The sequence below is a fragment of the Streptomyces sp. E2N166 genome (genome assembly GCF_003671715.1).
Taxonomy (GTDB): domain Bacteria; phylum Actinomycetota; class Actinomycetes; order Streptomycetales; family Streptomycetaceae; genus Streptomyces; species Streptomyces thinghirensis.
The window spans coordinates 1,417,912-1,444,528 of record NZ_RAIF01000032.1 but is presented as its reverse complement, the minus strand read 5'-3'; the positions used below and the strand labels follow the sequence as shown (position 1 = coordinate 1,444,528).

General features: G+C 71.4%; 19 protein-coding genes and 1 pseudogene. 11 read left to right on the top strand and 9 right to left on the bottom strand.

Translation table 11 applies throughout. The features are described 5' to 3' along the window. The 3 genes and pseudogenes from EBH09_RS33415 to EBH09_RS33405 all read right to left on the bottom strand — a co-directional run. Positions 1–230: helix-turn-helix transcriptional regulator (locus EBH09_RS33415; RefSeq protein WP_193776668.1), on the bottom strand; the 230-nt coding region annotated here is incomplete at its 3' end. Between the two features lie 125 nt (positions 231–355). Beyond that, on the bottom strand, positions 356–1,936 hold the full coding sequence (locus EBH09_RS33410; protein ID WP_121750561.1) for an arabinogalactan endo-1,4-beta-galactosidase: 1,581 nt from the start codon (positions 1,934–1,936) through the stop codon (positions 356–358). Between the two features lie 139 nt (positions 1,937–2,075). Continuing rightward, positions 2,076–4,094: pseudogene (locus tag EBH09_RS33405) on the bottom strand (beta-galactosidase); the annotation flags it as partial. 185 nt (positions 4,095–4,279) lie between these two features. Here EBH09_RS33405 and EBH09_RS33400 point away from each other — a divergent pair. The 5 genes from EBH09_RS33400 to EBH09_RS33380 all read left to right on the top strand — a co-directional run bounded on the left by EBH09_RS33400 (position 4,280) and on the right by EBH09_RS33380 (position 8,958). Then, positions 4,280–5,599: an extracellular solute-binding protein gene (locus tag EBH09_RS33400; protein WP_121750559.1), complete on the top strand. Its 1,320-nt coding sequence runs from the start codon at positions 4,280–4,282 to the stop codon at positions 5,597–5,599. Beyond that, on the top strand, positions 5,596–6,525 hold the full coding sequence (locus EBH09_RS33395; RefSeq protein ID WP_121750558.1) for a sugar ABC transporter permease: 930 nt from the start codon (positions 5,596–5,598) through the stop codon (positions 6,523–6,525). The genes EBH09_RS33400 and EBH09_RS33395 overlap by 4 nt, the downstream gene beginning before the upstream one ends. Then, entirely contained in the window at positions 6,522–7,427 is a 906-nt protein-coding gene (locus EBH09_RS33390) for a carbohydrate ABC transporter permease (protein WP_121750557.1), read from the top strand. The genes EBH09_RS33395 and EBH09_RS33390 overlap by 4 nt, the downstream gene beginning before the upstream one ends. Continuing rightward, positions 7,424–8,455: a LacI family DNA-binding transcriptional regulator gene (locus EBH09_RS33385; protein ID WP_121750556.1), complete on the top strand. Its 1,032-nt coding sequence runs from the start codon at positions 7,424–7,426 to the stop codon at positions 8,453–8,455. Before EBH09_RS33390 ends, EBH09_RS33385 begins: the two co-directional genes overlap by 4 nt. 95 nt (positions 8,456–8,550) lie before the next feature. Beyond that, positions 8,551–8,958, top strand: a complete 408-nt coding sequence (locus EBH09_RS33380) for a MarR family transcriptional regulator (protein WP_121750555.1) — start codon at positions 8,551–8,553, stop codon at positions 8,956–8,958. A gap of 16 nt (positions 8,959–8,974) precedes the next feature. Here the strand turns inward: EBH09_RS33380 and EBH09_RS33375 are convergent, their stop codons facing one another. Then, positions 8,975–9,376 (bottom strand): SseB family protein, encoded by a 402-nt coding sequence (locus EBH09_RS33375; RefSeq protein WP_121750554.1) that lies wholly within the window; start codon positions 9,374–9,376, stop codon positions 8,975–8,977. Positions 9,377–9,657: 281 nt separating this feature from the next. On the opposite strand from EBH09_RS33375, the gene EBH09_RS33370 reads away from it, so the two are divergent. The 4 genes from EBH09_RS33370 to EBH09_RS33355 all read left to right on the top strand — a co-directional run bounded on the left by EBH09_RS33370 (position 9,658) and on the right by EBH09_RS33355 (position 15,086). After that, positions 9,658–10,230, top strand: a complete 573-nt coding sequence (locus EBH09_RS33370) for a hypothetical protein (RefSeq protein WP_121751136.1) — start codon at positions 9,658–9,660, stop codon at positions 10,228–10,230. Between the two features lie 143 nt (positions 10,231–10,373). Next, complete coding sequence (locus tag EBH09_RS33365; RefSeq protein ID WP_121750553.1) at positions 10,374–11,819, top strand: glyceraldehyde-3-phosphate dehydrogenase; 1,446 nt, start codon at positions 10,374–10,376, stop codon at positions 11,817–11,819. 322 nt (positions 11,820–12,141) lie between these two features. Then, positions 12,142–14,406, top strand: coding sequence for a PI-PLC domain-containing protein (locus tag EBH09_RS33360; protein WP_121750552.1), 2,265 nt, complete (start codon positions 12,142–12,144; stop codon positions 14,404–14,406). Then, a complete protein-coding gene (locus EBH09_RS33355; protein WP_121750551.1) occupies positions 14,403–15,086 on the top strand; it encodes a DUF6215 domain-containing protein in 684 nt (227 codons plus the stop codon). The genes EBH09_RS33360 and EBH09_RS33355 overlap by 4 nt, the downstream gene beginning before the upstream one ends. 2 nt (positions 15,087–15,088) lie before the next feature. On the opposite strand, the gene EBH09_RS33350 is transcribed toward EBH09_RS33355, so the two are convergent. The 4 genes from EBH09_RS33350 to EBH09_RS33335 all read right to left on the bottom strand — a co-directional run bounded on the left by EBH09_RS33350 (position 15,089) and on the right by EBH09_RS33335 (position 23,072). Next, a complete protein-coding gene (locus tag EBH09_RS33350) occupies positions 15,089–18,472 on the bottom strand; it encodes a CARDB domain-containing protein (protein ID WP_121750550.1) in 3,384 nt (1,127 codons plus the stop codon). Positions 18,473–18,848: 376 nt separating this feature from the next. Beyond that, positions 18,849–20,294 carry an argininosuccinate synthase gene (gene argG / locus EBH09_RS33345; RefSeq protein WP_121750549.1) on the bottom strand — a complete coding sequence of 482 codons (1,446 nt, stop codon included), beginning with the start codon at positions 20,292–20,294 and terminating at the stop codon, positions 18,849–18,851. Positions 20,295–20,340: 46 nt separating this feature from the next. Then, the gene (locus tag EBH09_RS33340; RefSeq protein WP_121751135.1) at positions 20,341–21,783 is read right to left on the bottom strand and encodes an NAD-dependent succinate-semialdehyde dehydrogenase; all 1,443 of its coding nucleotides are present in this window, start codon (positions 21,781–21,783) and stop codon (positions 20,341–20,343) included. Between the two features lie 20 nt (positions 21,784–21,803). Beyond that, positions 21,804–23,072: an aminotransferase class III-fold pyridoxal phosphate-dependent enzyme gene (locus EBH09_RS33335; protein ID WP_121750548.1), complete on the bottom strand. Its 1,269-nt coding sequence runs from the start codon at positions 23,070–23,072 to the stop codon at positions 21,804–21,806. A 221-nt stretch (positions 23,073–23,293) separates the two neighbouring features. On the opposite strand from EBH09_RS33335, the gene EBH09_RS33330 reads away from it, so the two are divergent. After that, positions 23,294–24,931: a PucR family transcriptional regulator gene (locus EBH09_RS33330; protein WP_193776667.1), complete on the top strand. Its 1,638-nt coding sequence runs from the start codon at positions 23,294–23,296 to the stop codon at positions 24,929–24,931. Between the two features lie 5 nt (positions 24,932–24,936). Here EBH09_RS33330 and EBH09_RS33325 read toward each other — a convergent pair whose 3' ends face one another. Continuing rightward, positions 24,937–25,551: a DUF6629 family protein gene (locus EBH09_RS33325; RefSeq protein WP_121750546.1), complete on the bottom strand. Its 615-nt coding sequence runs from the start codon at positions 25,549–25,551 to the stop codon at positions 24,937–24,939. A 210-nt stretch (positions 25,552–25,761) separates the two neighbouring features. On the opposite strand from EBH09_RS33325, the gene EBH09_RS33320 reads away from it, so the two are divergent. Continuing rightward, entirely contained in the window at positions 25,762–26,442 is a 681-nt protein-coding gene (locus EBH09_RS33320) for a GPP34 family phosphoprotein (RefSeq protein ID WP_121750545.1), read from the top strand. Positions 26,443–26,617: the final 175 nt, after the last annotated feature.

Here is a 26,617-nt window from a genome sequence, read left to right as displayed (position 1 = left end):
TAGTACGTCCGGCCTCGGATTCCGCCGGTGCGGAGCAGACCCATGCTCGCGAGCAGGTCGAGGTGGGTTCCGGCCGCCCGGCGGGACACGCCGAGCTTCGCGGCGACGAGCTCCACGCGGACGCCGTGCGTGACGACGTCCGCGTGGTGCTCCGGGGGGAAGTGGGCGGCCGGATCCTTGAGCCACTCCAGGATGTCGAGACGCGTGCCGTGCACGGGGGTCCTCAGCATCTCGTCCTCCCTCCGCCCGGGCCCGCCCGTACCGTGTCCTTCCACTGTCCCGCAGCCGGGGCCTCGCTGTCCGGGACTCCGGGGCCTTGTCCGGTACCGGGCCGTCCCGTCCGGCACGGGAGGTGTCAGCGGTGACGGAACCAGGCCATGGCCGGCAGCGCCCTGTCGTCGTAGCCGAACAGGGCCTGGTTCTCCCAGCCGTTGCCGGAGGACGGGTCGGCGGGGTCCCAGCCGTTGCCGTCGACGGCGGTCCAGGTCGCCTCCCAGTAGAAGACGCCGAGGCCGCGGCCGTTCGGGACTGCCTCCACGATGTTCGCCACCGTGTTCATCCACGCCGTCTGCCCGGCGGGGGTCGCCGGGTAGCCGGGGACCAGCTCGCCGGCGACGTCGATGATGTTCTCGTGCGCGTCCTCGCTGTCCAGCCGGAACGGGTAGGCCGTCTCGGCGACGAAGACCGGCTTGCCGTAACGGGCGGCCGCGTCGTCCAGGGTGGTCTGGAAATCGGCCAGCGGGCCGTGCCAGTAGCCGTAGTACGACAGGCCGATGGCGTCGAACCGGACACCGTGCGCGACGGCGTTGTCGAACCACCAGCGGGTGCCCGCCAGGTCGCCGCCCTTGGCCAGGTGCAGCGCGACGGGGGTGGCCGCGTCGACGCTCTTGACCGCGTCGTATCCACTGTTGATCAAGCCGGCGAGCTGCGTCCAGTTGTCCGTGGAGCCCTCGTCCCACAGCATGCCGCCGTTGATCTCGTTGCCGACCTGGACCATGTCGGCGCCGGTGCCCTGCGCCTTGAGCGCGTTGAGTACCTCGCGGGTGTGGTCGTACACGTCCGTCTTCAGCCGGCCGTACGAGTGGCCGGCCCAGGCGGCGGGCTTGCTCTGGGCGCCCGGGTCGGCCCAGGTGTCCGAGTAGTGGAAGTCGACCAGCAGCTTCATGCCCCGGTCCTTGACGCGCTTGGCGGTCGCCAGGACGCGCGCCTTGTCGTTGTAGCCGTCGGCCGGGTTCACCCAGACCTTCAGGCGGGCGTAGTTCATGCCGGCGGACTTCAGGATGCCGAGCGCGTCGCCCGCCGATCCCGGACTCGTCCGGTAGGTGCCGCCCCTGGCCTCGCTCTTGGCCAGGGAGGAGACGTCGGCCCCCTTGGCCGGCAGGCCGGAGGACGTCCCCGGCATGAAGGTCAGGTCGTCGACATTGATCCAGTTGCCGGCGTTCGCGTCACTGTTGATGCTGACGGTGCACTGACCGGCGGTCACATTGACGGGCACGACGATCCGGATCCACCCACCGGCGGACACGGGAAGACCGGTGCGCTGCTCGGCACCGCCGCAGTTCTTCAGGGCTATCCAGGCGGCGTTCTGGCCGCCTCCCGAGCGGACCCAGGCGGTCAGCCGGTAGCTGCCGTTGGCCAGCCCGGAGAGGTACTGGTACGTCTCGACCTTGTACGCGGACGAGGACCAGTGACTCAGGCGGTTGCCGCCGCCGTGGCCACCGGCCTCGGTGTACGAGGCTCCGGTCGAGCCGTACTCGGACCAGCCTGCGGGCGTGGCCGCGCCGCCGGCGTCGGTCTCGAAGCCGCCGTTGGCGAGGGTGCTCGCCGCATGGGCGGTCCGGGCCGGCAGGGCGGTGAGGGCGAGCCCGGCCACGAGGAGCGGCAGCAGGGCCTTGAGGGTGCGTCGGGGCTTGAGAGTGTGTCTGGGATGGAACATCGTCGTCCGTGGTCCCTTCGGCTCGGTGATGGGGCGGGAAACAGCGGGAACCGGGGCTGGGAGGGTGCCGTTTGGATCAGGTCCGCTTCAAGGGCACGGCGCCTCGCTCGGCTCCGCCAGATTCGGACGACACCCCCTGACCGTCGAGCCGTACGATCCGCACGGCGCCGGCCGGGACCGCGAGGCGGCCCGCGGCGCGCTCCCCGGTGAGCAGTTCGGTGCCGTGCGCGTCCAGCGGCACTTTGGCGTCCGAGGCGGTGTGATTGATCGCGAACAGGTAGGTGCCCGACTCGCCGGTGCGGCGCACCACTTCGACGTCTCGGGGCAGGTCGGCACGAGGGCCGATGCGCGCGTCCTCGGCCGCCCGGCCGAGGACGGCGTCCAGGCCTTCGGCGCCGAGGCGGGTGGAGACGTACCAGGCGGTGCCCTTGCCGAGGCGGTGGCGGGTGACGGCCGGGTGGCCCGCGGTGAGGCCGTCGGTGTACGTCCACACCGGCTCGGCGCCGCGCGGCACGACGAACTCCGTCCACACGTCGCCGGTCTGCCCGTAGCCGTCCGGGCCGGTGAGCCCGACCCGCTCGCCCGCGAGCAGGGGTGAGAACTCCTCTACGGTGAGGCCCAGCACGTCTCTGAGCGCGCCCGGATAGGGGCCGTCGTGGACGGCGTCGTGCTCGTCGACGATGCCGGAGAAGTACGAGACGACGAGGGTGCCGCCGTTGTCGACGTATTCGCGGAGGTTGTTCCCGGCCGCCTCGGTGGCGAGGTACAGCGCGGGAACGACGACAAGTGGATAGGCCGACAAGTCGGCTTCCGGGTGGGCGAAGTCGACGGTCAGGTGGCGGTCGTAGAGGGCTTCGTAGAAGGCGTCGGCGCGTTCGCGGGGGTCGTGGTCCTCGCTGGGACGCCACTGGAGGTTCTGCGCCCACCAGGACTGCCAGTCCCAGACCATGGCCGCGTCGGCTTCGGTGCGGGTGCCGCGGACGGGGGCCAGTGAGCCGATCGAGGCGCCCAGTTCGGTCACCTCGCGCCAGACGCGTGTCCCGGTTCCGCCGTGCGGCAGCATCGCCGAGTGGAACTTCTCGGCCCCGCGCCTCGACTGCCGCCACTGGAAGAACATGGCGCCCTCGGAGCCGCGGGCCACGTGGCCGAGGGAGTTGCGGGCCATCTGACCGGGGGCCTTGGCGGGGTTGCGGGGCTGCCAGTTGACGCCCGAGGTGGAGTGTTCGAGCAACAGCCACGGTGCGCCGCCCGCGACGGAACGGGTGAGGTCGGCGGCCATGGCGAGGTTGACATGGGTGCGGCGGCCGTCGGTGATCAGGTAGTGGTCGTTGGTGACCAGGTCGACCTCGCGGCCCCAGGCCCAGTAGTCGACGGAGTCGCACTGGCTGAGCGCGGTCATGAAGTTGGTGGTGACGGGGACGCCGGGTGAGAGGCGGTGCAGGATGTCCCGCTCGGCGCGGAAGTTCTCGCGCATGGTGGCGTCGGCGAAGCGCTTGTAGTCCAGCGCCTGGGCCGGGTTGCCCACCGTCGGGGTCGCGCGCGGCGGGTTGATCTGGTCGAGGTCCGCGTAGCGCTGTCCCCAGAAGGCGGTGCCCCAGGCCTCGTTGACGGCGTCGACGGTGCCGTATGTCGTCGCCAGCCAGCGGCGGAAGTGTGCGGCGCAGGAGTCGCAGTAGCAGGCGGAGACGGGGACGCCGTACTCGTTGTGGACGTGCCAGAGCGCGAGGGCCGGGTGGGTGCCGTAGCGCTCCGCGAGCCTGGTGGTGATGTTCGCGGCGGCGGCGCGGTAGTCGGCGTTGCTGTGGCAGATGGCGCCCCGGGAGCCGAACTCGTACCGCACCCCCTCGGCGGTCACGGGCAGCGCCTCGGGGTGGGCCCGGTAGAACCAGGCGGGCGGGGCGACGGTGGGCGTGCCGAGGTCGGCGCGGATGCCGTTGTCGTACAGCAGGTCGAGGAGGCGGTCCAGCCAGCCGAAGTCGTAGGTGCCGGGAGCGGGTTCCAGCAGCGCCCAGGAGAAGATCCCGGCGCTCACCATCGTGACGCCGGCCTCGCGCATCAGCCGGACGTCCTCCTGCCAGGTCTCCTCCGGCCACTGCTCGGGGTTGTAGTCCCCGCCGAAGGCGAGCCCGGCCAGGCCCCTGGGGGTGGTCTCCGGCATGGATGGTCTCCCGATGTGATCGATCAATTGGGAACGTGCACACACACTGTCGGCGGTGCGAGCCCAACATAACCGCACAGCAACAACCATTGACAAGTGTCCGGGATGTTTCTCTACTGTGAACGCTCACAGAAGCATGGCAGGTCTTCGCAACAGGCGGAGACCCCAGGTCAGGGGAGAGTTCCATGCCGTACACGAAGCGCCGTCGCCTGGTGACCTCGGCCGTCGCCGCCGCCCTCGGAGCCACCACCCTCGCCGCCTGCGGCTCCTCCGGCGACGGCGGCGACGCCCAGTCGGGCCCGGTCTCGCTGACGTACTGGACCTGGACGCCCGGCATGGACAAGGTCGTCGACCTTTGGAACAAGGGGCCGGGCAAGGAGCAGCAGATCACGGTCACGGTGAAGAAGCAGGCGTCCGGCGACACGCTGGTCACCAAGATCCTCACCGCCCACAAGGCCGGCCAGGGGCCCGACCTGGTGCAGGCCGAGTACCAGGCGCTGCCCACCCTCGTCAGCAACGACGCGCTCGCCGACATATCGGGCGAGGTCGGCGACGTGAAGGGCAAGTTCGCCGAGGGAGTGTGGCAGCAGACCACACTGGGCACGGACGCCGTCTACGCCGTCCCGCAGGACATCGGGCCGATGATGTTCTACTACCGCGAGGACCTGTTCAAGAAGTACGACCTCAAGGTCCCGGCCACCTGGGACGAGTTCGCCGAGACCGCGCGCGAGCTGAAGAAGGCGGCGCCCGAAAAGGACCTCACCACCTTCTCCGCCAACGACTCCGGCCTCTTCGCGGGCCTCGCCCAGCAGGCGGGCGCCCGGTGGTGGACGACCGAGGGCGACAAGTGGAAGGTCGGCATCGACGACGCGGCGACGAAGAAGGTCGCGGACTTCTGGGGCGGCCTCGTCGAGGAGGGCGCCGTCGACAACCAGCCGATGTACACCCCGGCCTGGAACAAGGCGCTCAACACCGGCAAGCAGATCGCCTGGGTCAGCGCCGTGTGGGCGCCCGGCACGCTGACCACGGCCGCGCCCGACACCAAGGGCAAGTGGGCCATGGCCCCGCTCCCCCAGTGGTCCGACAGCGAGAACCGCACCGGCAGCTGGGGCGGCTCCTCCACCGGCGTCACCACCGACTCCGAGCACAAGGACGCCGCCGCCGAGTTCGCCCAGTGGCTGAACACCGACGGCGACGCGCTCAGCGCCCTGGCCAGGGAGGGAGGCATCTACCCGGCCTCCACCTCCGCCCAGCTCAGCGGTGCCTTCTCCAACCCTCCGGAGTTCTTCGCCGACCAGCCGGACTTCTACACCAACGCCGCCGCCATCGCGAGGACGACGGCACCCTCGGCCTGGGGCCCCAACGTCAACGTCGCCTACACGGCCTTCAAGGACGCGTTCGGCGCCGCCGCGAAGAACAAGTCGGACTTCACCGCCGCCCTGGGCACCATGCAGGAGGAGACGGTCGCCGACCTGAAGAAGCAGGGCTTCGAGGTCGCCCGGTGACCAGTACGACGGCACGCCGGAGGCCGTACGGGGCCAAGGGCGCCCCGTATGCCTTCCTGATCCCCGCGATCGCCCTGTTCCTGCTCTTCTTCGCGCTGCCCATCGGCTACGCCGTCTACCTCAGCTTCCGCAAGGTGGAGGTCTCCGGGCTCGGGCTGGGCGCCGGGGCGCGCGAGGAGGTGTGGGCCGGTCTCCAGAACTACACCGACGCCCTCACCGACAGCGAGCTGCTGGACGGGGCGCTGCGCGTCCTGGGTTACGGCTGCGTCGTCGTGCCGGTGATGCTGGGCCTCGCCCTGCTGTTCGCCCTGATGCTCGACTCCGAGAAGGTGCGGTTCACCCCGGTCACCCGGCTCGCGATCTTCCTGCCGTACGCCATTCCCGGCGTGGTGGCGGCGCTGCTGTGGGGATTCCTGTACCTGCCGGACGTCAGCCCCTTCTACTTCGTTCTCGACCGGCTCGGTCTGCCGCAGCCGGACCTGCTGGACGGCGGTCCGCTCTACCTCGCCCTGGCGAACATCGCCGTCTGGGGCGGTACCGGCTTCAACATGATCGTCATCTACACGTCGCTGCGGGCCATCCCGGCCGAGGTGTACGAGGCGGCGAAGCTGGACGGTGCCTCCCCGCTGCAGATCGCGCTGCGGATCAAGATCCCGATGGTGGCGCCGTCGCTGGTGCTGACGTTCTTCTTCTCGATCATCGCCACGCTCCAGGTGTTCAACGAGCCGACCACCCTCAAACCGCTCACCAACTCCGTGTCCACCACCTGGAGTCCGCTGATGAAGGTGTACCAGGACGCCTTCGGCAAGGGTGACATCCACGCCGCCGCCGCCCAGGCGGCGATCATCGCGCTCGTCACCCTGGTGCTGTCCTTCGGGTTTCTGCGCGCGGCGAACCGTCGCGACAAACAGGAGGCAGCACGATGAGTTCTCTCGCCGTACGCAAGACGCGGCCGGCGGCGGGCACCACGCCCGGCACGGTCCAGGGCCCGCCGCGGCGCCGCCGCATCGCGCCGGTTCCGACGCTCACCCTGCTGCTCGGCGCGGTCTACTGCCTGCTGCCGGTGACCTGGGTGGTCATCGCGGCCACCAAGTCGGGCAGCGAACTGTTCTCCACCTTCACCTTCCTGCCGGGCACGGGCTTCGCCGACAACGTGAGCGACCTGAGCGCCTACCGGGACGGCGTCTACTGGCAGTGGATGGCCAACTCGGCCCTCTACGCCGGTCTCGGCGCCCTGCTGTCCACGGTCGTGTCGGCGCTCAGCGGCTACGCGCTTGCCACGTACCGATTCCGCGGCCGGGAGACGCTGTTCAACGTGCTGCTGGCGGGGGTCCTGATGCCGCCGGTGATCCTCGCCGTGCCGCAGTACCTGCTGCTGGCCGAGGCGAACCTGACGGACTCGTACCTGGCCGTGCTGCTCCCCCAGATCCTCTCCCCCTACGGCGTCTACCTGGCGCGCATCTACGCCGCGGCGGCCGTGCCCGCCGACGTGGTGGAAGCCGGGCGGATGGACGGGGCGAGCGAGTGGCGGATCTTCACCCGGGTCGCGCTGCCGATGATGGTGCCGGGGCTGGTGACGGTGTTCCTGTTCCAGTTCGTGGCCGTGTGGAACAACTTCCTGCTGCCCTACATCATGCTCAGCGACGACGAGAAGTTCCCGATCACGCTCGGTCTGTACACACTGCTGGAGCAGGGCGCGAACACACCCGCGCTCTACACGCTGGTGATCACCGGCGCCTTCCTCGCGGTGCTGCCGCTCGTCGCCCTCTTCCTGGTCGTCCAGCGGTTCTGGAGCCTCGACCTGCTCTCCGGGGCCGTAAAGTCATGACCATGAGCAACACGGGGGGCCGGCGCCGACCGCCCACGATCCACGACGTGGCGCGCGAGGCGGGAGTGTCGCGGGGCACGGTGTCACGGGTGCTCAACGGCGGGCACTACGTCAGCCCGGCCGCCCAGGAGGCGGTCAACGCGGCCATCCGCAGGACGGGTTACGTCGTCAACCGGCACGCCCGGTCGCTGATCACCGGGCGGTCCGACTCGGTGGGCTTCCTGCTCACCGAGCCGCAGGAGCGGTTCTTCGAGGACCCCAACTTCAACGTCCTGCTGCGCGGCTGTACCCAGGCTCTGGCCGCGCACGACGTGCCGCTGCTGCTGATGCTGGCCGGTACGGAGGACGAGCGGCGGCGCATAACGCGGTACATCACGGCGGGGCACGTCGACGGCGTGCTGCTGGTCTCCAGCCACTCCGGGGACCCGGTCGCCGAGGAACTGCGCGCGGCGGGTGTGCCGCTGGTGGCGTGCGGCAAGCCGATCGGGCTGGGTTCGAAGGTGAGTTACGTGGCCGCCGACGACCGGGACGGGGCCCGGGACATGGTCCGCCATCTGCTGTCGCTGGGGCGACGGCGGGTGGGTGTGGTCACCGGCCCGCTCGACACCCCCGGCGGTGTGGAGCGCCTGGCCGGGTACCGGGAGGTGCTCGGCGAGGCGGGCGTCGCCGTGGACGAACGGCTCGTCGTCCCGGGCGACTACAGCCGGGCCAGCGGTGAGGCGGGGGCGGAGCGGCTGCTGGCGCAGGCACCGGACGTGGACGCCGTGTTCGTGGCGTCGGACCTGATGGCGCAGGGCGTGCTGGCGGCGCTGCAACGGGCGGGGCGGCGGGTGCCCGAGGACGTGGCGGTGGGCGGTTTCGACGACTCTCCCGCGGCGGTCGCCGCCAGTCCCGAGCTGACCACCATCCGGCAGCCCTGGGACCGGATCAGCGCGGAGATGGTCCGGGTGCTGCTGGCCCAGATCGGCGGAGACGACCCGGCGGCGGTGATCCTGCCGACGGAGCTGGTGAAGCGCGACTCGGCCTGAACGAGCCGGTCGCCCCTCCGCACCGCTCCGCCGGTCCTTGCACGCACACTAGTTGCACAAACAAGGAATGGTCGCTTCGGTGCTACCGTGCAGGTATGGCAGTCAAGACGGCCGGTGGGCGGCTCGAGGAGCGGTGGCGGGAGATCCTCTCGGTGCACGCGCGCACGATGTGCGAGATCGACCGCGTACTGCACCCGCACGGTCTGGGCGCGAGCGACTTCGAGGTGCTCGACCTCCTGGTGACCGAGGCGCCCGAGGAGGGCGCCCAGTGCCGGGTGCAGAACCTGGTCGGCCGGGTCCACCTGAGCCAGAGCGCGCTGTCCCGGCTCATCGCCCGGCTGGAGAAGGACGGGCTGGTGGAGCGGTCGATGTGCGCGGAGGACCGCCGCGGTGTGTACGTCGCCCTGACGCGCAGCGGCCGGGCCCTGCACACCGAGGTACTGCCGCTGCAGCGGGCCGCACTGGCCCGCATGCTCGGCGACGTGGAGGACTCCCGCCCCTAGGGACGGGAGCGGCCCTCTAGGGACGGGCCAGCAGAGTACGCACGCCGTCCGACGTGAGCGTGAGGCGGTGCTCCGAGCCCGCGTCGATGGACAGGGACAGGTCGTCGGCCGGCCACTGCGCGGCGAGGGCGCCCAGCGGCACCATGCGGTAGCGGGAGACGTACGGCAGCAGGTCGGCCATCTCCAGCTCCGAGGTGAACACGGGCACCACCTGGCGGCCGCCCTGCTGCTCCAGCACCGGCAGTGCCAGCATCCCGGGGTCGGCGGCGTCCTGGTCGTTCGCGTCGTCGGGTACCGGGACGAGGACGTCGCTGCTCGCGAGCGTGTCGAGCGCCGTCGTGTCCTCGGTGTTCTCGGCAAGTGCGTCCAGCGCCCGCTGGGCGGGCGAGACGGAGTTGTCGTTCGCGGGTGTTTCCATGGCAGATCCCTGGTAGCGACGGTGGTGGGCCCGCCCGATGATCGGCACGGGGCGGTCCAGGCTCGCGTACCCGAACGCCCAGGGCGCAATCATGTTCGATGCCGGGCGCCGGGCCGGCCGGGTTCGAGCGGGGCCCCTCGCTCCCCTTCCCCCGTCGAAGTCGCCGACCGCCCCGCTGACAGTGCAACCTTCCGGTCAATTCGCTCGTCTCACCCAATACCGGAACATCCACACCCTGGGGGGACACAGTGCGACGAAGCAGATCAGCATGGTTGGCGGTACTGCTCACGGGCGCCGCCTTGGGAACGGCCACGGTCGCGGCCGACGCGGCCCCGGCCGCCGACGCGCGGAGCACCGTGCGGAACGCCGCGCACACCACGGCGTGCCCCACCGGCTGGGGCAGCCGGGACAAGACCCGCGTCGCGGGCACGACGACGCCCGTGCGGGACGTCAGGACCGGGCGCCACGCGTGCTTCGACCGCATGGTCGTCGACGTGCCCGGGGCGGACGCCGATCACCTCGGCCACTTCGTCCGGTACGTCGACCGGCTGCACCAGGACGGTTCGGGCCGCCCGATCGCGGTCGGCGGCGGAGCCGTCCTGGAGGTCCGGGTCGCCGCGCCCGGATACCGCCCCGACACCGGCGCCCCCACCTATCCGGGCCGGACCGGCCGGCCTCTGCCGGATGTCGACCTCACCGGGTACCGCACCTTCAGGGACACCCGGTTCGCCGGCAGCTTCGAGGGCGAGACACAGATCGGTCTCGGCGTCCGTGCCCGGCTGCCCTTCCGAGTACTGGCACTGGACGGCCGTGTGGTCGTGGACGTCGCCCACTCCTGGAGCGGCACACGCTGAGGCGGGTCGGGCCGGCGGGCGTTCGAGGGCCGGCGCCCGTCGGCCTCCACCGGCACTCATCTGATCAGCATGGGGCCCACTTGATCGATCAGAAGGGCGGTCGGGTTAGCATATGAGCGCCGCCTAGCTCGAAAGATAGAGACGTGACTGCCAACGACGACTCGTTCACCAACTGGAAGAACCGCGAAGAGATCGCGGAATCGATGATCCCGATGATCGGGAAGCTGCACCGGGAGCAGGACGTCACGATCCTGCTGCACAGCCGTTCCCTGGTGAACAAGTCTGTGGTCAGCATCCTCAAGACCCACCGCTTCGCCCGCCAGATCGCCGGTGCGGAGCTGTCGGTCACCGAGACGATGCCCTTCCTGCGGGCCCTCACCACGCTCGACCTCGGTCCCTCGCAGATCGACATCGGCATGCTCGCCGCGACCTACAAGAGCGACGACCGCGGGCTGACGGTGGAGGAGTTCACCGCCGACGCCGTCGCCGGGGCCACGGGCGCCAACAAGATCGACCGGCGCGAGGGGCGCGACGTCGTCCTGTACGGCTTCGGCCGCATCGGCCGGCTCGTCGCCCGCCTGCTCATCGAGAAGGCGGGCTCGGGCAACGGCCTGCGACTGCGTGCCATCGTGGTCCGGGGCGGCGGGGAGCAGGATCTCGTCAAGCGCGCCTCGCTGCTGCGCCGCGACTCCGTGCACGGTCAGTTCCAGGGCACGATCACCGTCGACGAGGACAACAGCACGATCCTCGCCAACGGCAACGCCATCAAGGTGATCTACGCCGACGACCCGACGCAGGTCGACTACACGGCGTACGGCATCAAGAACGCCATCCTCATCGACAACACCGGCAAGTGGCGCGACCGCGAGGGCCTTTCGAAGCACCTGCGCCCCGGCATCGACAAGGTCGTCCTGACCGCGCCGGGCAAGGGCGACGTCCCCAACATCGTGCACGGCGTCAACCACGACACCATCAAGCCGGACGAGCGGATCCTGTCCTGCGCGTCCTGCACCACCAACGCGATCGTCCCGCCGCTGAAGGCGATGGCCGACGAGTACGGCGTGCTGCGCGGCCACGTGGAGACGGTCCACTCGTTCACCAACGACCAGAACCTGCTGGACAACTACCACAAGTCGGACCGCCGCGGCCGCAGCGCGCCGCTGAACATGGTCATCACCGAGACGGGTGCCGCCTCCGCCGTGGCGAAGGCCCTCCCGGACCTCAAGGCGAAGATCACCGGCAGCTCGATCCGCGTCCCGGTGCCGGACGTGTCGATCGCGATCCTCAACCTGCAGCTCGCCCGCGAGGCGAGCCGCGAGGAGGTCCTCGACCACCTGCGCGACGTGTCGCTGACCTCGCCGCTCAAGCGCCAGATCGACTTCATCAGCGCCCCCGACGCGGTCTCCAGCGACTTCATCGGCTCGCGCCACGCCTCGATCGTGGACGCCGGCGCGCTGAAGGTCGAGGGCGACAACGCGATCCTCTACCTCTGGTACGACAACGAGTTCGGCTACTCCTGCCAGGTCGTGCGCGTCGTGCAGCACGTCTCCGGGGTCGAGTACCCGACGTACCCGGCCCCGGCGGCCTGATCCCCGGACGGAGCGGTGTGTGTAAGGGGCGGTGGGGCACGGCTCCCGCCGCCCCTCGGCCACCGGACCGCCCTCCGGCTGCCCGTTCCGCACTCGCTGCCGGGAAGGCGGACGACGCGTGCGCCACCGCCTCCCCGGCGGGGACGGGCGGTCCCGGCGGACACCGCGGGCGCTGCGTGCACCCCCAGCCGAGCGTCGCCGTGGAGGAAGCTCTGAGCGGAGGCTGACCGGTATCGCCCGACCGGGCCGGGGCATGAGTGTGATGGCGTTCTCCACTCGGACGCCGTGTCGCACGACGGTCGGCCGAAACGAGAATGGGGCCATGGACGCACTGGTTCGGCGCTCGCACCGGGTCGAGGTGCTGGTCTGGTGCGTCGCGGTGCTGAGCCTGACCGTCCTGGCCGCGGCCGCCGTCGTGCGCAGCACCGTGCTCGATCCGAAGTTCTACGGCCAGGTACTGGAGGACGAGCGGGCCTACCAGCGGTTCTACGACGAGGTGCTGGTCGACCCGGACAGTACGCCGCTGGCCCGGGAACTGCTGGACCGACTGCCCGTTCCGCAGTCGACCATCACCTCGAACCTCAAGGTCGTGATTCCTCCGGAGACCCTTCGGGCCATGGGTGACCGGCAGATCGCCGAGGTGATCCAGTACCTGGAGGGGGACCGCGACCGGCTTCGGGTCACGGTGGACCTGGAGCCCGTCGTCGCGAACGTCGAACGGCTCAGCCGGGCCTACTTCGGTGACGCCGTCGCCGCCCTCCAGCAACGGTCCGAACCGGACTTCCAGGCCTTCGTGCAGCGCCTGTCCGAACTGGCGGCGCAGGTGGTGGCCGGCGAGGCGCCGCTGGAGGGCCTGCCGTCGCTGCCGCTCTCCCACGGCCAGGCGGTCGCGGCCACGGACGCGCTGATGCGACTGGTGCCGCCGGACGCGCGCGCCATCACCAGACCCACGGTGCAGACGGCACTGGACCGGGGTGACGTGGTGGCGGCACTGGCCGCGGTCGCGCCGGTCGCGCTGACGGACCAGGTCCGGGCAGCCGCCGCGGAGCTGCTGCGGGACGCGGGCAGGGGCGCCTGGGTCATCACCGTCGACCTCGACCCCTCGCACGAGGCGCTGGCCCCGGTGGACCGCGCACGTTCCGTCACCCGTCTCTTCCAGGAGGTGGTGGAACCGGTGGCGGCCATGCTCTGCGCCGCCGCGCTCACCCTGCTGTGGTTCCTCACGCCCGGCCCCACCAAGCGCCGGCTGATGCCTCTCGGCTGGGTGCCGACCGCCGCCGCCTCGGTGATGGCGCTGTCGGTGCTCCTGCTGCGTCTCACACTGGGGGACGCACTGTTCGACACGCCCGCGGCGTGGCCCCCGTCGGCTTCGGATCTCCTCGGCGACATTCGGGCCACCGCCGTCGACCAGCTCCTGACCAGCGCGACCGTCGTCGCGGTGATCCTGCTCGCCGCCGGCGCCCTGCTGATCACCGTCGGCTGGGTCTGGCAGACCAGGCCCGGCGTGCCGGTGCTCACCGATCCGCGGCACGGCCCCACCCTGACCTTCGCCGTCACGGCGTGCGCGCTCGTGGGCACGATGCTGGCGCCGGTGGCGATCACCGGCTCCTCACCGCGCATCTGCCAGGGCAGCGCCGAGCTGTGCGACGCCCGCTACGACGAGATCGCCCAGCTCGCGTCGCACAACGCGATGGCCACGACGGCGGACCGGTTCATCGGCCCCCTCCAGGACCCGGACATCGTCGGTCAGCTCAACGCCGGGGTACGGGTCCTGCTTCTCGACACCCACCGCTGGGAGCGGCCCGAGGAGGTCGCGGAACGGCTGAGCACCTCGGACTTCTCCTCGGCCCTGCGTCGCCGGCTCACCTCGATCCTGGAGCGGGTGAACCCGCCCCACCCGGGGATGTGGCTGTGCCACTCGGTGTGCGGCGCGGGGGCTCTCGAACTGACACCCGCACTGCACCAGATCGGCGACTGGCTGCGCGCGAACCCCACGGAGGTCGTCACCCTGATCCTCCAGGACGGCGTCGACTCCGTGGCGTCCCAGAGCGCCTTCCGGCAGGCCGGCCTGTCCGACCTGCTGTTCGAGCCGGACGCGGACCCGGACCGGCCGTGGCCGAAGCTGGGCGACATGATCGACAGCGGCCGGCGCCTGGTCGTCTTCGCGGAGAAGGCCGACGGGCCCGCGCCGTGGTACCGGAACCTCTACCGGTACGGCATGGAGACGCCGTTCGCGTTCCGCAGCCCGGACGAGATGTCCTGCCTGCCGAACCGGGGCGGAGCCGACAAGCGGCTGTTCCTGCTCAACCACTTCGTCACGGCCGGCGGCGGGCTGCGGCTGGACGCCGGGCTCGTCAACTCCCGGCAGCGGGTGCTGGAGCGGGCGCACACCTGTGAGCGGCAGCGCGGCAGACCGGTCAACTTCATCGCGGTGGACTACGCGACGATCGGCGACGCGCTCGGCGCGGTCGCGGAACTCAACGCCGAACGCCTTGCGGACGATTCGCGCTTCCCCGTCGGACGATCACCGGATAGGCTCCGCGACGCGCAAGGAACGCGCACGTCAGACGGGGGGCAGGGGACATGACGGACGATTCCGCGAGACCCGAGAAGGGCATGAGCGCGGCGGCGCAGGCGATCACCGCGGTGGTACTGGTCGGTGCGCTGGCGGGCGGCATGTGGACCATCGCGCGGGCCGACGCGCAGAGCGCCGGGAAACGGGGGCCGGCCACCTGCTCGGCCACGGACGACGCCCCGCCGCCGAAGCGCCTGTCCGGGATGCAGCTGTGCACGGCGCTGAACCGTCCGGACCTGCCGGCGCTTCTGGGAACGCCCGAGGAGCCGGCGCAGAACGCCTACGGCGACGACGGGTCGGCCGAACTCGCCGACGGCAGGAAGATTCCGGCGCCCGAGGCGACCGTCAGGTTCGAGACCTACACGGTGAAGCTCTCGGCGTCCTACGACGATCTCTCGGTCGCCGGGACGGCCGACCTCCTGGGAGAGGCCGCGCAGGCGAAGAAGGTCCTGGGCCACGCGGCGGCCCTCTACTCGAACCGGACCATCGCCATCTCCTTCGGCGGCGACGGGGCGGAATCCGGCCCGGGCGGCATCGCCCGCAGCCTGCTGGTGGCCCAGGACGCGAAGGACAGCGGCGGCTCCTACGAGCTCTCCGTCTGGCGCGAGGACGGTATGCCGCCCGACGACGCGATGGTGCTCCGCGTCGCCGAGCGGGTGTTGCCGGCGGTCCCCGGCTGGACCGCCGGCTGACCTCACCGGTTGATCTCGAACTGGGATCCCGGCTCGATCGTCACGTCCTCCTCGGCCGAGTTGGTGATCGTGACGTCGGTCAGGGTGGCGCTGCCCCGGGCGCCGCCCATCGCGAGGATGCCCGATCCGTTGTTGGACTTGTCGATGCGGACGTTCTGGATCTTCACGTCCGGCATCGCACCGCCTCCCGTCTTGAACTGGATGCCGTCATAGGTCGAGTCGAGGACGTCGGTGTCCCGGATGGTCACGCCGGGGATGTCCTGCCCCTGCGCGAAGAGGGTGATGGCGCCGAACTCCTGGTCCTCGTTCCAGAACGCGCCGCCCGTCCGGTGCAGGGCGTTGCCCGCGATGAGGGTCTGCCCGGAGAAGGGCAGCGGGTCGTGGTCGGTGGCGAGCATGATGCCGGGGTAGTTCATCGTGTCGGAGACGACGTTGTTCTCGATGGTGTTGCCGTAGCCGCCGTAGACCGCGATGCCGTTGGCCCGCCACGGGAGCTGGATCGTGTTGTTGCGGAAGTGGTTGTCGTGGCCGACGTCCACGGAGGTGTCCTTCACGTACTTGCTGGCCCACACCGCGAGTGAGTCGTCGCCGGTGTTGCGGAAGGAGGAGTTGTAGACCGTGGAGTCGCGGGTGCCGTTGGCGAAGTTGACGCCGTCGGCGTAGGTGTTGCGGATGCGCATGCCGGTGAACTCCAGACCGTCACCGGGTCCCCACAGCTCGGGGATGTTCGAGTAGTCGCGGCCGGCCCAGACGCCGACGTTGGCGTGCTCGATCCACACGTTGGTGATCTTGGTGTCCTCGCCGAAGCGGCCGTTGAGGCCGACGCCGCCCTCGTGGTTGCCGTCACCGCCGCGGATGGTGCCCGAGCCGAAGATGGCGATGTCGGAGATCTGGGTGTTGTCGTCGATGTCGAAGCCGAAGTTGCCCTCGTGCGGGTGGTTGATGCCGCCGGCCTCGTGCGGCGGGGTCAGGGTGTGGAGCTGGGAGTGCCACATGCCCGCGCCGCGAATGGTGACGTCGCGGATGCCGACCTGATTGTGCTGGCCGCGGTTCTGCGGGTCGTCGGTGAGGATCTTCTGCTCCTGGCGCCACTGCCCGGCCGGGATCCACACGCAGGGGATCTCGCCCTCCTGGTCGGCGCTGACGGCACGCTGGATGGCGTCGGTGTCGTCGAGTCCGTCGCCGGGGACGGCCCCGTACTCGGTGATCGAGGCGCAGTTCGCCGGCTTGGGCGCCGGGGGCGCGACCTGCTCCAGGTCGATCAGGTCGATGACGTGGAAGGCGGCCGAGTCGCCGGCGTCGCGCTGGAGGCGGAACTCGGTGCCCTGCGGGAAGGTCCGGTCCAGCAGCGCGTGGGACTCGTCGAACAGCCGCCGCGCGTCGCCGCCGGGCCGGTTGGTGAGGCCCTCGGGGTCGTCGGTGTTGCCGTACAGCCAGCTGTGCTTGGACGACAGGGTCAGCTTCCGCACGAAGTCGCCGTCGGCGTAGAGGCTGATCGTGGCTTCCGCTCCCCCGCCGCCGGGGGCGTCGGGGACGGAGTTGCGCACCACGATGGAGTTGGCGGGTGTGGTGGAGGTGAACTCGACGTACTCACCGGTCGAGTCGAGCCGGACGGACTTGCGCCCGGACGACTCGGTGCCGAAGTTGGTGTGCCCGAAGGTGCGCTTGGCGTCGGTGGTGAGCAGGGTGCCGTTGTGACGACCGTCCTCCGCCTCGTACTCGGTGTACGGCACGGCGGCGCCGCGTCCGACGACGAGGGACTCGGCGAGCACGTTGTTGTTCTCGTTGGTCTCGGTGACGACGCCGGTCGCGTCGGCGGTCGCGCTGAGGGTGACGCCGCCACTTGCCGCCGTCCAGGTGCCGCTGATCGGCACGTTCACCGTGGCACCGGCGGCCACCTCGGCGGTCGTGCCGTTCAGGATGGTGGTGCCGGCCTGGAGCCGGGTCACCGAGCCGGCCACGACGGCGCTCGTGCCGCGGTTGTGCACGGCGACCGTGAAGGAGACCTTCGCGCCCACGGCCGGGTTGGCCGGGTTGGAGGTGATGGAGCGCACCTCCAGGTCGGGTCCGGGGGCCCGGCCGACGACCAGCCGGTCGGAGGCGGTGCGGCTGTTGTTGGAATCGTCCAGTTCGGCGACCCTGTCGCGCGGGTCGGCCACCGCGGCGACCGCGTAGTCGCCGGCCGCGTGGGTGCCGGTGGCGACGGCGACCTCGGCGGACTCACCGGGGCCGAGCGCGGGTATCTCCGCGCTGCCGGCGGCCGTTCCCTCCACGGTGACGTCCGCGGTCGTCGCGGCCGAACGCGCGGTGCCGGCGTTGCGGACCGTGGCGTTCACGGTGACCTCGTCCCGCTCGGAGGGGTCCGCGGGTGACCAGTCGAGGCCGGTGACGGTCAGGTCGGGCGCGGGCGCGGCGGTGCCGACGACCTGGAACTCGGCGACCTGACCGCCGGGCGCGCCGGTGTTGGAGAAGAACCTGAGCCGCACGTCGGACACACGCCCGGTGACCGGGATGGTCACCGTGTTGTCCTCGCCCGGACTGAAGGAGTAGTCGGCGCGGGCGCGCAGCGAGGTGAAGTCGCTCTGGCCCTGCGCACGGCCGAGCACCTGGATGCTCTGGGTACGGGCGGCCCAGACGGGGTCCGGGTCGAGCTTGGCGACCACGGCGCTGATGTCCGCGTCGGCGCCGAGCCGCACGGTGAGGTCGGCGGGGTGGCCGGCCGCTTCCCAGTAGGTGGAGGTGGAGTCGTCGGTGGCGTTGGCCGCGACGTAGGAGTGCACCGACGAGGTGGCCTCGACCGGCTTGTTGCGGGCCAGGTTGGTGCCGGTGGGTGGCGGCTCGGTGACCACTTCCTCGCCGTACACCTCCAGTTCGGCGAGCTGTGCGGCGTTCCAGCCGGTGTTGCCGGTGACGTGGACGCGGACGTAGCGGGCGTCGGAGGGGGAGGCGAGGTCGACGGCGACGGTGTTGGTCCGGTCCGGGCTGAACGCCCGTGCGGCCGGGCCGGCGAGCGCGCTGAAGGTGGAGCCGTCGGTGCTGCCCTGGAGGGAGAGGGTCTGGCTGCGGCTCTCCCAGCCGGCGGGCAGTTTCAGGACCACCCGTTCGACGTTGCGGGCCTCGCCGAGGTCGACCTGCACCCACTGGGGGAAGGAGCCGGCCGGACCCTCCCAGTAGGACGCCTGGGTGCCGTCGGTGGTGTTGCCGGCCGGGTACGCGCCGTGCGAGCCGCCCGCCGTGGCCGGACGGCCGAGGGCGAGGTTGACGTCGGCGGCGGCCGTCGCGGCGTGCGCGCCGGCCGCGAAGGGCAGCGGGAGCAGCCCGGCCGTCATCAGCCCGGCCACGACGGTGCCCGTCAGCGACCGTCGGCCGAGGGATCTCCATCTCATGGGGGTCCTCTGTTCCGTGGGGAGTCGGGGAGCGCGACAGGTCGACGGTGAGGGGAAGTACCGACCATGCGCGCCAATTGAGCAGTACAGTCGATTCTTTGCGGAAAGTGCGTCATCAGATTTCTATCGCGTCACCTGTTTGTCAACGGCCCTCGTTACGGCGGAATTTGACACGTAAGCAGTTTGCGTCGCTTGCAGACCTCTTGCGTTCACGTTGAACTGGGAAGTAGACGCCATCGGGGGGAGAAGTTGCCGTGCGAACCTCGTCGCGCACGCAAGTCATGCGCCGGGACGAGAAACAGAAGGGCCGGCTCGACGCCCGTAGGCGTCGAGCCGGCCCTTGCCGGTGAGGGGTCCCCGGAGGGAGGGGGACGGATCAGTCCGTGCCGAACTCCATGGCTGCGCGGTCCAGCAACTCGTCGTCGCCGGAGACCTCGCCGCGCGAGGCGATGGCCTGCGCGCCGCCCTCGGGCATGGCGCCGATCAGCCCGGTCGAGGCGGCCTGGGCGGCACCGATGGCGGGGTTGGCGGTGCCGATCAGACCCAGCCCGGCGTACTGCTCCAGCTTGGCGCGGGAGTCGGCGATGTCGAGGTTGCGCATGGTGAGCTGGCCGATCCGGTCCACCGGGCCGAACGCGGAGTCCTCGGTGCGCTCCATCGACAGCTTGTCCGGGTGGTAGCTGAACGCCGGGCCCGTGGTGTCGAGGATCGAGTAGTCCTCACCGCGCCGCAGCCGCAGCGTGACCTCGCCGGTGACGGCCGAGCCGACCCAGCGCTGGAGCGACTCTCGGATCATCAGCGACTGCGGGTCCAGCCAGCGGCCCTCGTACATCAGCCGGCCCAGGCGCCGTCCCTCGGTGTGGTACTGGGCGAGGGTGTCCTCGTTGTGGATCGCGTTGACGAGGCGCTCGTAGGCCGCGTGCAGCAGGGCCATGCCGGGCGCCTCGTAGATGCCGCGGCTCTTGGCCTCGATGATCCGGTTCTCGATCTGGTCGGACATGCCCATGCCGTGGCGGCCGCCGATGGCGTTGGCCTCCATCACCAGGTCGACGGGGGAGGCGAACTCCTTGCCGTTGACCGTCACCGGGCGGCCCTGGTCGAAGCCGATCGTGACGTCCTCGGCGGCGATCTCGACCGACGGGTCCCAGAACCGCACGCCCATGATGGGCTCCACGGTCTCCACGCCGGTGTCGAGGTGCTCCAGCGTCTTGGCCTCGTGGGTGGCGCCCCAGATGTTGGCGTCGGTGGAGTACGCCTTCTCCGTGGAGTCCCGGTAGGGGAGGTCGTGGGCGAGGAGCCACTCCGACATCTCCTTGCGGCCGCCCAGCTCGGTCACGAAGTCGGCGTCCAGCCACGGCTTGTAGATCCGCAGCTGGGGGTTGGCGAGCAGGCCGTACCGGTAGAACCGCTCGATGTCGTTGCCCTTGAACGTGGAGCCGTCGCCCCAGATCTGGACGTCGTCCTCGAGCATCGCCCGGACGAGGAGCGTGCCGGTGACGGCACGGCCCAGCGGCGTGGTGTTGAAGTAGGCCCGCCCGCCCGAGCGGATGTGGAACGCCCCGCAGGTGAGCGCGGCCAGGCCCTCCTCGACCAGCGCCGCCCGGCAGTCGACCAGGCGCGCGATCTCGGCGCCGTAGGTCTTGGCGCGGTCGGGCACCGAGGCGATGTCGGGCTCGTCGTACTGGCCGATGTCGGCGGTGTACGTGCAGGGGACGGCGCCCTTGTCACGCATCCACGCGACCGCGACCGAGGTGTCGAGGCCGCCCGAGAAGGCGATACCGACGCGCTCGCCGGTGGGAAGGGAGGTGAGGACCTTGGACATAGGAAGAGTATGCATGACAACGCATGGCCATGCAAAGCCCGGGTGGTCACCGGGCCGTCGGCATCGCGATGTACTGGTATTCGAGGAACTCCTCGATCCCCACCGTGCCGCCCTCCCGGCCGAGCCCGGACTGCTTGACGCCGCCGAAGGGCGCGGCCGGATTGGAGACGAGCCCGGTGTTGAGGCCGACCATGCCGACCTCGAGGCGTTCGCTGACGCGCAGGGCCCGGTCGAGGCCCTCGGTGAAGACGTAGCCGACGAGCCCCCAGGGGGTGTCGTTGGCGCGGCGTACCACCTCGTCCTCGTCGTCGAAGGTGAGAATCGCCGCCACGGGGCCGAAGATCTCCGTACCCATCAGGCGGCTGTCCGGACTGACGTCGGTGAGCACCGTGGGCGGGTAGAAGCAGCCGGGCCCCTCGGGCGTACGGCCGCCGCAGAGGACCCGCGCGCCGCGCGCCACCGCGTCGGACACCAGGTCCTCGACCTTGGCGCGCCCGACGGCGTCGATGAGCGGGCCGACGTCGACGCCGTCCCGGGTGCCGGGGCCCACCACCAGCGCCTCCATCCGCCGGGCGAGGCTCCGCGCGAACTCCCCGGCCACCGAGTGGTGGACGAAGAACCGGTTGGCTGCGGTGCACGCCTCACCCATGTTGCGCATCTTGGCGATCATCGCGCCGTCGACGGCCGCGTCCAGGTCGGCGTCGTCGAGGACGATGAAGGGCGCGTTGCCGCCCAGCTCCATCGAGGCGCGTACGACCGTGTCGGCACACTGGGCGAGCAGGAGCCGCCCGACCTGCGTGGAGCCGGTGAAGGACAGCTTGCGGATCCGCCCGCCGCGCAGGAGGGGTTCGCACACCTCCCCCGCCCGCGAGGTGGTGATCACGTTCAGCACCCCGTCCGGCAGTCCCGCCTCCTTGAGGATGGCGGCCAGGGCCAGGCTGGAGAGCGGGGTCTGCGGGGCGGGCTTGAGCACCATCGTGCAGCCGGCCGCGATCGCCGGGCCGATCTTGCGGGTGCCCATGGCCAGCGGGAAGTTCCACGGTGTGATCAGCAGACAGGGCCCGACCGGGCGCCGGGAGAGCAGCATGCGGTTGCGTCCGTCGGGAAGGACGCCGTGACCGCCGTCGATGCGCACGGCCTCCTCGGAGAACCAGCGGAAGAACTCCGCCGCGTACGCCGCCTCCCCCCTGGCCTCGGTCAGCGGCTTGCCCATCTCGGACGTCATCAGGCGGGCCAGCTCGTCCGTGCGGTCGAGGATGATCTCGTAGGCGCGGCGCAGGATCTCGCTGCGCGCCCGCGGCGCCGTCCGGGCCCACTCCTCCTGCGCACGCAGCGCCGCGTCCTGGGCCGACCGGGCGTCCTTGGGGCCCGCGTCGGCGACATGGCAGAGGATCTCGCCGGTCGCGGGGTCGTCCACGGGCATGACGGCGCCGTCCGCGGCGTCGGTCCAGGCGCCACCGATGAACAGCTGGGTCGGTGTGCCGGTCATGAGGTCCTTCCTCGCCGTGTTCATCGGTCCGCCGCTCGGGACGTGCCCGCCTCGACGGCGGCCGTCCACGCCCGGAGCCCCTCGTCGACGTCCGACTCGCCGATCACCAGTGCCGGGATCATCCGGACCACCTGGTTCCAGGCCCCGCAGAGCAGCAACAGCAGGCCCTCGTCGACGGCGGCCCGCTGGACCCGGGCGGCGGTCTCGGGGTCCGGGTCGCCGTCCTCGGTGACGAACTCGCTGCCCAGCATCAGCCCCAGTCCGCGCACGTCCCCGATGGCCGGGGTCCGGGCCGCCACCGTCTCCAGCCCGTGACGCAGCCGCGCCCCCATCGTCTCGGCGTTCTCCACGAGCTTCTCGTCGCGTACGACGTCGAGCGTGGCGCAGGCCGCCGCGCACGCCACCGCGTTGGCGCCGTACGTGCCCCCCTGCGAGCCCGCCCACGCCTTGCGCATCAGCTCCTCGGACGCGGCGATCCCGGACAGCGGGAATCCGCTGGCCAGGCCCTTGGCGGTGACGAGGATGTCCGGGCTGACGCCGAAGTGCTCGTGGCCCCAGAACCGGCCGGTGCGGCCCACGCCGGTCTGCACCTCGTCCAGGATCAGCAGGAAACCGTGCCGGTCCGCGCGTTCCCGCAGGCCCTCCATGAAGGCGCGGGTCGCGGGGACGTACCCGCCCTCACCGAGCACCGGCTCGACGATGACGGCGGCGGTGTCGGCGGGCGAGGAGATGGTCTGGAGGGTGTAGTCGAGCTCCCGGAGGGCGAAGCGGGTGGCGGTCTCCTCGTCCCAGCCGTAGCGGTAGGCCGTCGGGAAGGGGGTGACGACCACGCCGCTCATCAGTGGTGAGAAGCCCGACCGGAAGCGGGTGCCGGAGGTGGTCATGGAGGCGGCGGCGACGGTACGGCCGTGGAAACCGCCGTGGCACACCACGACGTTCGGCCGGCCGGTGGCCTGGCGGGCCAGGCGCAGCGCCGCCTCCACCGCCTCGCTGCCGGAGTTGGTGAAGAACAGGCTGTCCAGACCGGCCGGCAGCACCTCTCCGAGCTTGTCGACGAGGTGCCGCAGCGGCGGGTGCATGACGGTCGTGTACTGACCGTGGACCAGCGTGGCCACCTGCTCCTGGGCGGCGGCCACGACCCTGGGGTGGCAGTGTCCGGTGCTGGTGACTCCGATGCCGGCGGTGAAGTCCAGATAGCGGCGGCCGTCCTCGCCATGGATGTGGACGCCCTCGCCCCGGACGGCCACCACGGGCGTGGCCTGGCGAAGGTGCGGCGACAGTGCGGTCATGCTCGTCTCCCGGCCTGGTCGTCGGTTGTGCTGCGGTTCCCCGAGCATGCCCGCGGTCCACGGCCGGACAACGCGTGATCTGTCCGGCCGGGGCGCGGTATCCGGACGATGTGTCAACCGACGCGGTCCCACCGCCTCCGGCACCCGTGTCACGGCCGCCGCATCGGCGCCCTTGCGCAGGTCAGCGCGGCTTGTCAGAGTGGCGGGGGCAGGGAGGCACCGTGAGCGAGAACCAGCGCAGAGGCCCGGTACCGGCGGGCCGTCCGCTCACCGTGGCCGACGTGCTGGCGCTGCCCGTCCTGGCCGGCGGGGATCCGCGGGTGGTGACCGGCCGGGACCGCACCGACCGTCCGGTCCGCTGGGTGCACATCACCGAACTGACGGACCCGGCCTCCTTCCTCAAGGGCGGCGAACTCGTCCTCACCACCGGCATGCCGCTGCCCGACGACCCCGCCGGTGTACGCCGCTACGTGGACGAACTGGCCGACGTGGGTGCCGCGGCCCTCGTCATCGAACTCGTCCGCCGCTACCACCGGCCGCCCGACGCCCTGGTCCAGGCCTGCCGGTCGCGCGGCCTGCCTCTCGTCACCCTCGCCGAGGACGTCAACTTCCTGGAGGTGACCCAGGTCGTCCACACGCTGATCCTGGGCAGCCAGGCGGACGCGATGCGCAGGACCCAGCGCGTCCATGAGGCGTTCACCGCCCTCACCCTGCGCGGCGCCGGCCCCGAGGACGTGCTGCGCGCCGCCGCGGAGATGAGCGGGCACACGGTCGTGCTGGAGAACCTGGTCCACCGAGCGATGGTCTGCGAACCCTCCGGCAGTACGACGGAGGCCGCGCTCACCGACTGGGAACGGCGTTCCCGGGCCACCCCGCCCGCCGACCGCACCGGTCTGCGCGGCCCCGAGGGCTGGCTCGTGGCCCCGGTGGAGTACCAGGGCGAGGGCTGGGGACGGGTGGCCATGCTCCCCGGCCCGTCCGGCTCGGCCGCGTCACCGGTCTTCGGGCCCGAGGACGTCACCGTGCTGGAGCGGACCGCGATGGCCCTCACCATCGCCCGTCTCACCCACCCCACGCCCTGGGAACGCACCGCGCACCGCAACGCCCTGCGCGACCTGGTCGAGCAGCGCCACCGCTCCCCCGCGGACGCCCGCGCCCGGGTCGCGGCGCTGGGGCTGCCCACGGAGCACGCTCGCTTCGTCGCCGTACTCGTGGACGTCCCGGCGGCAGCGGACACCGCCAGGATCGAGGTCCACCTCGCCGAGGAACTGAGCGCCACGGGGGCCCCGGCACTCGTCGGCCTCCTCGGTCCCGCCCGGCTCGGCGTTCTGCTGGCGCTGCGCCCGTCCCGGCCCTGGAGGCAGGCCGTCGAGCGGCTGAGCCGCACCGCACTGGGCCCGGCCCCGGGCGCGACCGTGTGCACCGGCCCTCCGGCCACGGACCTCGCCGACGTCGCCCGCTCCTTCCGCGAGGCGGCCCGGGTGGCCGAGGCGACCGGGCCGGAACAGCCCCTCCCCCCGGACCGCTCCTTCCACGAACGGTCGGACATCGGTCTGCGCCGCCTGCTGTTCGCGCTCCGCGAGGACACCCGGGTGCAGGATTACGCGGAGCGGCAGTTGGGCCGGCTCCTCGACCACGACGCCCGCCACGGCACCGGCCTCCTGACGACCCTGCGCGGATACCTGGACGCCGCCGGCAACAAGACCGTCGCCGCCCGCGCCATCGGTGTGTCCCGGGAGACCGTCTACCAACGGCTGCGCACGATCGAACGGTTGCTCGGCCGCGATCTCGAATCCGGCGAGCAGCGCACCGAACTCCACGTGGCACTGCAGGCACTCGACGCCCTGCGAGGACGCTGACCCGCTCACCTCGCCCGGCGCGCGTTCACCCAGCCGAGCAGGACCACCGAGCACACCGCCGCGAACGCGCACCAGGTGGAGACGAACTCCATCCGCCACAGGGCCCAGCAGAGCAGCGCGCCCGCGCCGGCCAGGGTCCCCAGCACGCGCAGGCCCCGGTCGCCGGACAGCAGCAGCGAGCCGACCGTGGCGACGAGGTAGCCCACGATCAGCACCGGGGCGTGGGGCAGGTCCACCACGTAGCCGACGGTGCGGCCGCGGATCTCCGCCCGCACCGGGCGCGTGGCGAGTACGTACGCGAGCACCGCCGCGGTCGCGACTCCGACGGCGAGCGGCACGGTCAGCCCGCGGCGCGCGGACCGTGGCGCGGCGCACAGCACGCCCGCCGGCACCCAGAGCGCCAGCAGTGGCAGGGCCATGACCGTCCAGGCGAGGGTGGCCGGTCCGCTCCCTCCGTCCGAGGCCCAGACCGCCGCCTCGACCATCTGGTGCACTCCGAGCAGCAGGGGCAGCGCGGCCAGCGGCAGGTCACGGCCCCGTCGTGCCCGCGTCACGCAGGCCACACCGACGGCGGCGATCCCGACACCCGCGACGAGGTCGGCCTCCGCGCTCCAGCACATGACTGCGTCCTCGGGTCGGCCGACGGGCCCTCCATCCTCACCGATCCGATACGGCACGGGCACGCCGACACGGCCGCCCCGTCGGTGAGGACCGGCGGCGAAGACCGGTGGTGCGGGAACGGAAGTACGGGTAGGGGCGTCCCAGAGAACGTAGGCGAGGATCTTCGTCGCCGACGCCCGGCCCCACCCGGACACCGGAGGAACGGACACATGGAAGCCCCCACGGAAGCCCCCACCACCCTGGGCGAGCAGCTCCTGCTCATCTCGCTGGACGACGAGTCCGGCACCGCCAGGGAGTCGGCGAAGGTCGCCCCGGCGATCGCCGCGGCCTCGCTGGTGGAACTCGCGCTGGCCGGCCGGATCGACGTGACGGACGACAAGGTCACCGTCGTGGACGCCACGCCGCTGGGCGAGCCCGCCCTGGACGCCGCGCTCGAAGCCGTCGCCGGCAAGGACCGGCCGGGCAGCCCCAAGGACTGGATCAACCGGCTCAAGACCGACGCCGTTGCCCGGGCGAACACGGGCCTGATCGACAAGGGGCTGGTCCGGGAGGAGAAGAAGAAGGTGCTCGGTCTCTTTCCCGTGCGCCGCTATCCGGAGGCCGACGGCTCGGTGGAGGCTGCGGTGCGGCAGCGCCTTGACGCGGTCGTCCTGTCGGGCGCGGCGCCGGACGAGCGTACGGCGAGCCTGGTCGCTCTCCTGCACGGAGCGAAGCTGCACCGTCTCGCCTTCCCCGACGCCGACGCGCGCCGGGTCGAGGCGGCCATGGAGTCGGTCTCGCGGGGGCGGTGGTCCGCGACGGCGGTGCGCCACGTCGTGAAGGCCGCGGAGGACGCGCTGACGGCGATCATCGCGGTGACCGTGACGACGACGGTCGTCACGAACGGCTGACTTCAGTGGTCACGAACGGCTGACGCCCCACTGAAGGGCGGGGGCGCCGTCCTCGGTGAGCGTCTCCGCCAGCAGGTCGCAGTAGCGGTGCAGGTCGTCGTGCCAGCCGACGAACGAGGCGAAGTCCCGCATGTGGACGGCCAGTCGGAGGGTCGCCGCGCGTGCGGTGCCGGGC

Bases quoted from the DNA above. Each gene is read 5' to 3' on its own strand.
- EBH09_RS33375 (WP_121750554.1), bottom strand. From the start codon at position 9,376: ATGGAAACACCCGCGAACGACAACTCCGTCTCGCCCGCCCAGCGGGCG.
- EBH09_RS33355 (WP_121750551.1), top strand. From the start codon at position 14,403: ATGACGGACGATTCCGCGAGACCCGAGAAGGGCATGAGCGCGGCGGCG.
- EBH09_RS33350 (WP_121750550.1), bottom strand. From the start codon at position 18,472: ATGAGATGGAGATCCCTCGGCCGACGGTCGCTGACGGGCACCGTCGTG.
- EBH09_RS33410 (WP_121750561.1), bottom strand. From the start codon at position 1,936: ATGTTCCATCCCAGACACACTCTCAAGCCCCGACGCACCCTCAAGGCC.
- EBH09_RS33325 (WP_121750546.1), bottom strand. From the start codon at position 25,551: ATGTGCTGGAGCGCGGAGGCCGACCTCGTCGCGGGTGTCGGGATCGCC.
- EBH09_RS33380 (WP_121750555.1), top strand. From the start codon at position 8,551: ATGGCAGTCAAGACGGCCGGTGGGCGGCTCGAGGAGCGGTGGCGGGAG.
- EBH09_RS33385 (WP_121750556.1), top strand. From the start codon at position 7,424: ATGACCATGAGCAACACGGGGGGCCGGCGCCGACCGCCCACGATCCAC.
- EBH09_RS33320 (WP_121750545.1), top strand. From the start codon at position 25,762: ATGGAAGCCCCCACGGAAGCCCCCACCACCCTGGGCGAGCAGCTCCTG.
- EBH09_RS33335 (WP_121750548.1), bottom strand. From the start codon at position 23,072: ATGACCGCACTGTCGCCGCACCTTCGCCAGGCCACGCCCGTGGTGGCC.
- EBH09_RS33340 (WP_121751135.1), bottom strand. From the start codon at position 21,783: ATGACCGGCACACCGACCCAGCTGTTCATCGGTGGCGCCTGGACCGAC.
- EBH09_RS33390 (WP_121750557.1), top strand. From the start codon at position 6,522: ATGAGTTCTCTCGCCGTACGCAAGACGCGGCCGGCGGCGGGCACCACG.
- EBH09_RS33360 (WP_121750552.1), top strand. From the start codon at position 12,142: ATGGACGCACTGGTTCGGCGCTCGCACCGGGTCGAGGTGCTGGTCTGG.
- EBH09_RS33400 (WP_121750559.1), top strand. From the start codon at position 4,280: ATGCCGTACACGAAGCGCCGTCGCCTGGTGACCTCGGCCGTCGCCGCC.
- argG (WP_121750549.1), bottom strand. From the start codon at position 20,294: ATGTCCAAGGTCCTCACCTCCCTTCCCACCGGCGAGCGCGTCGGTATC.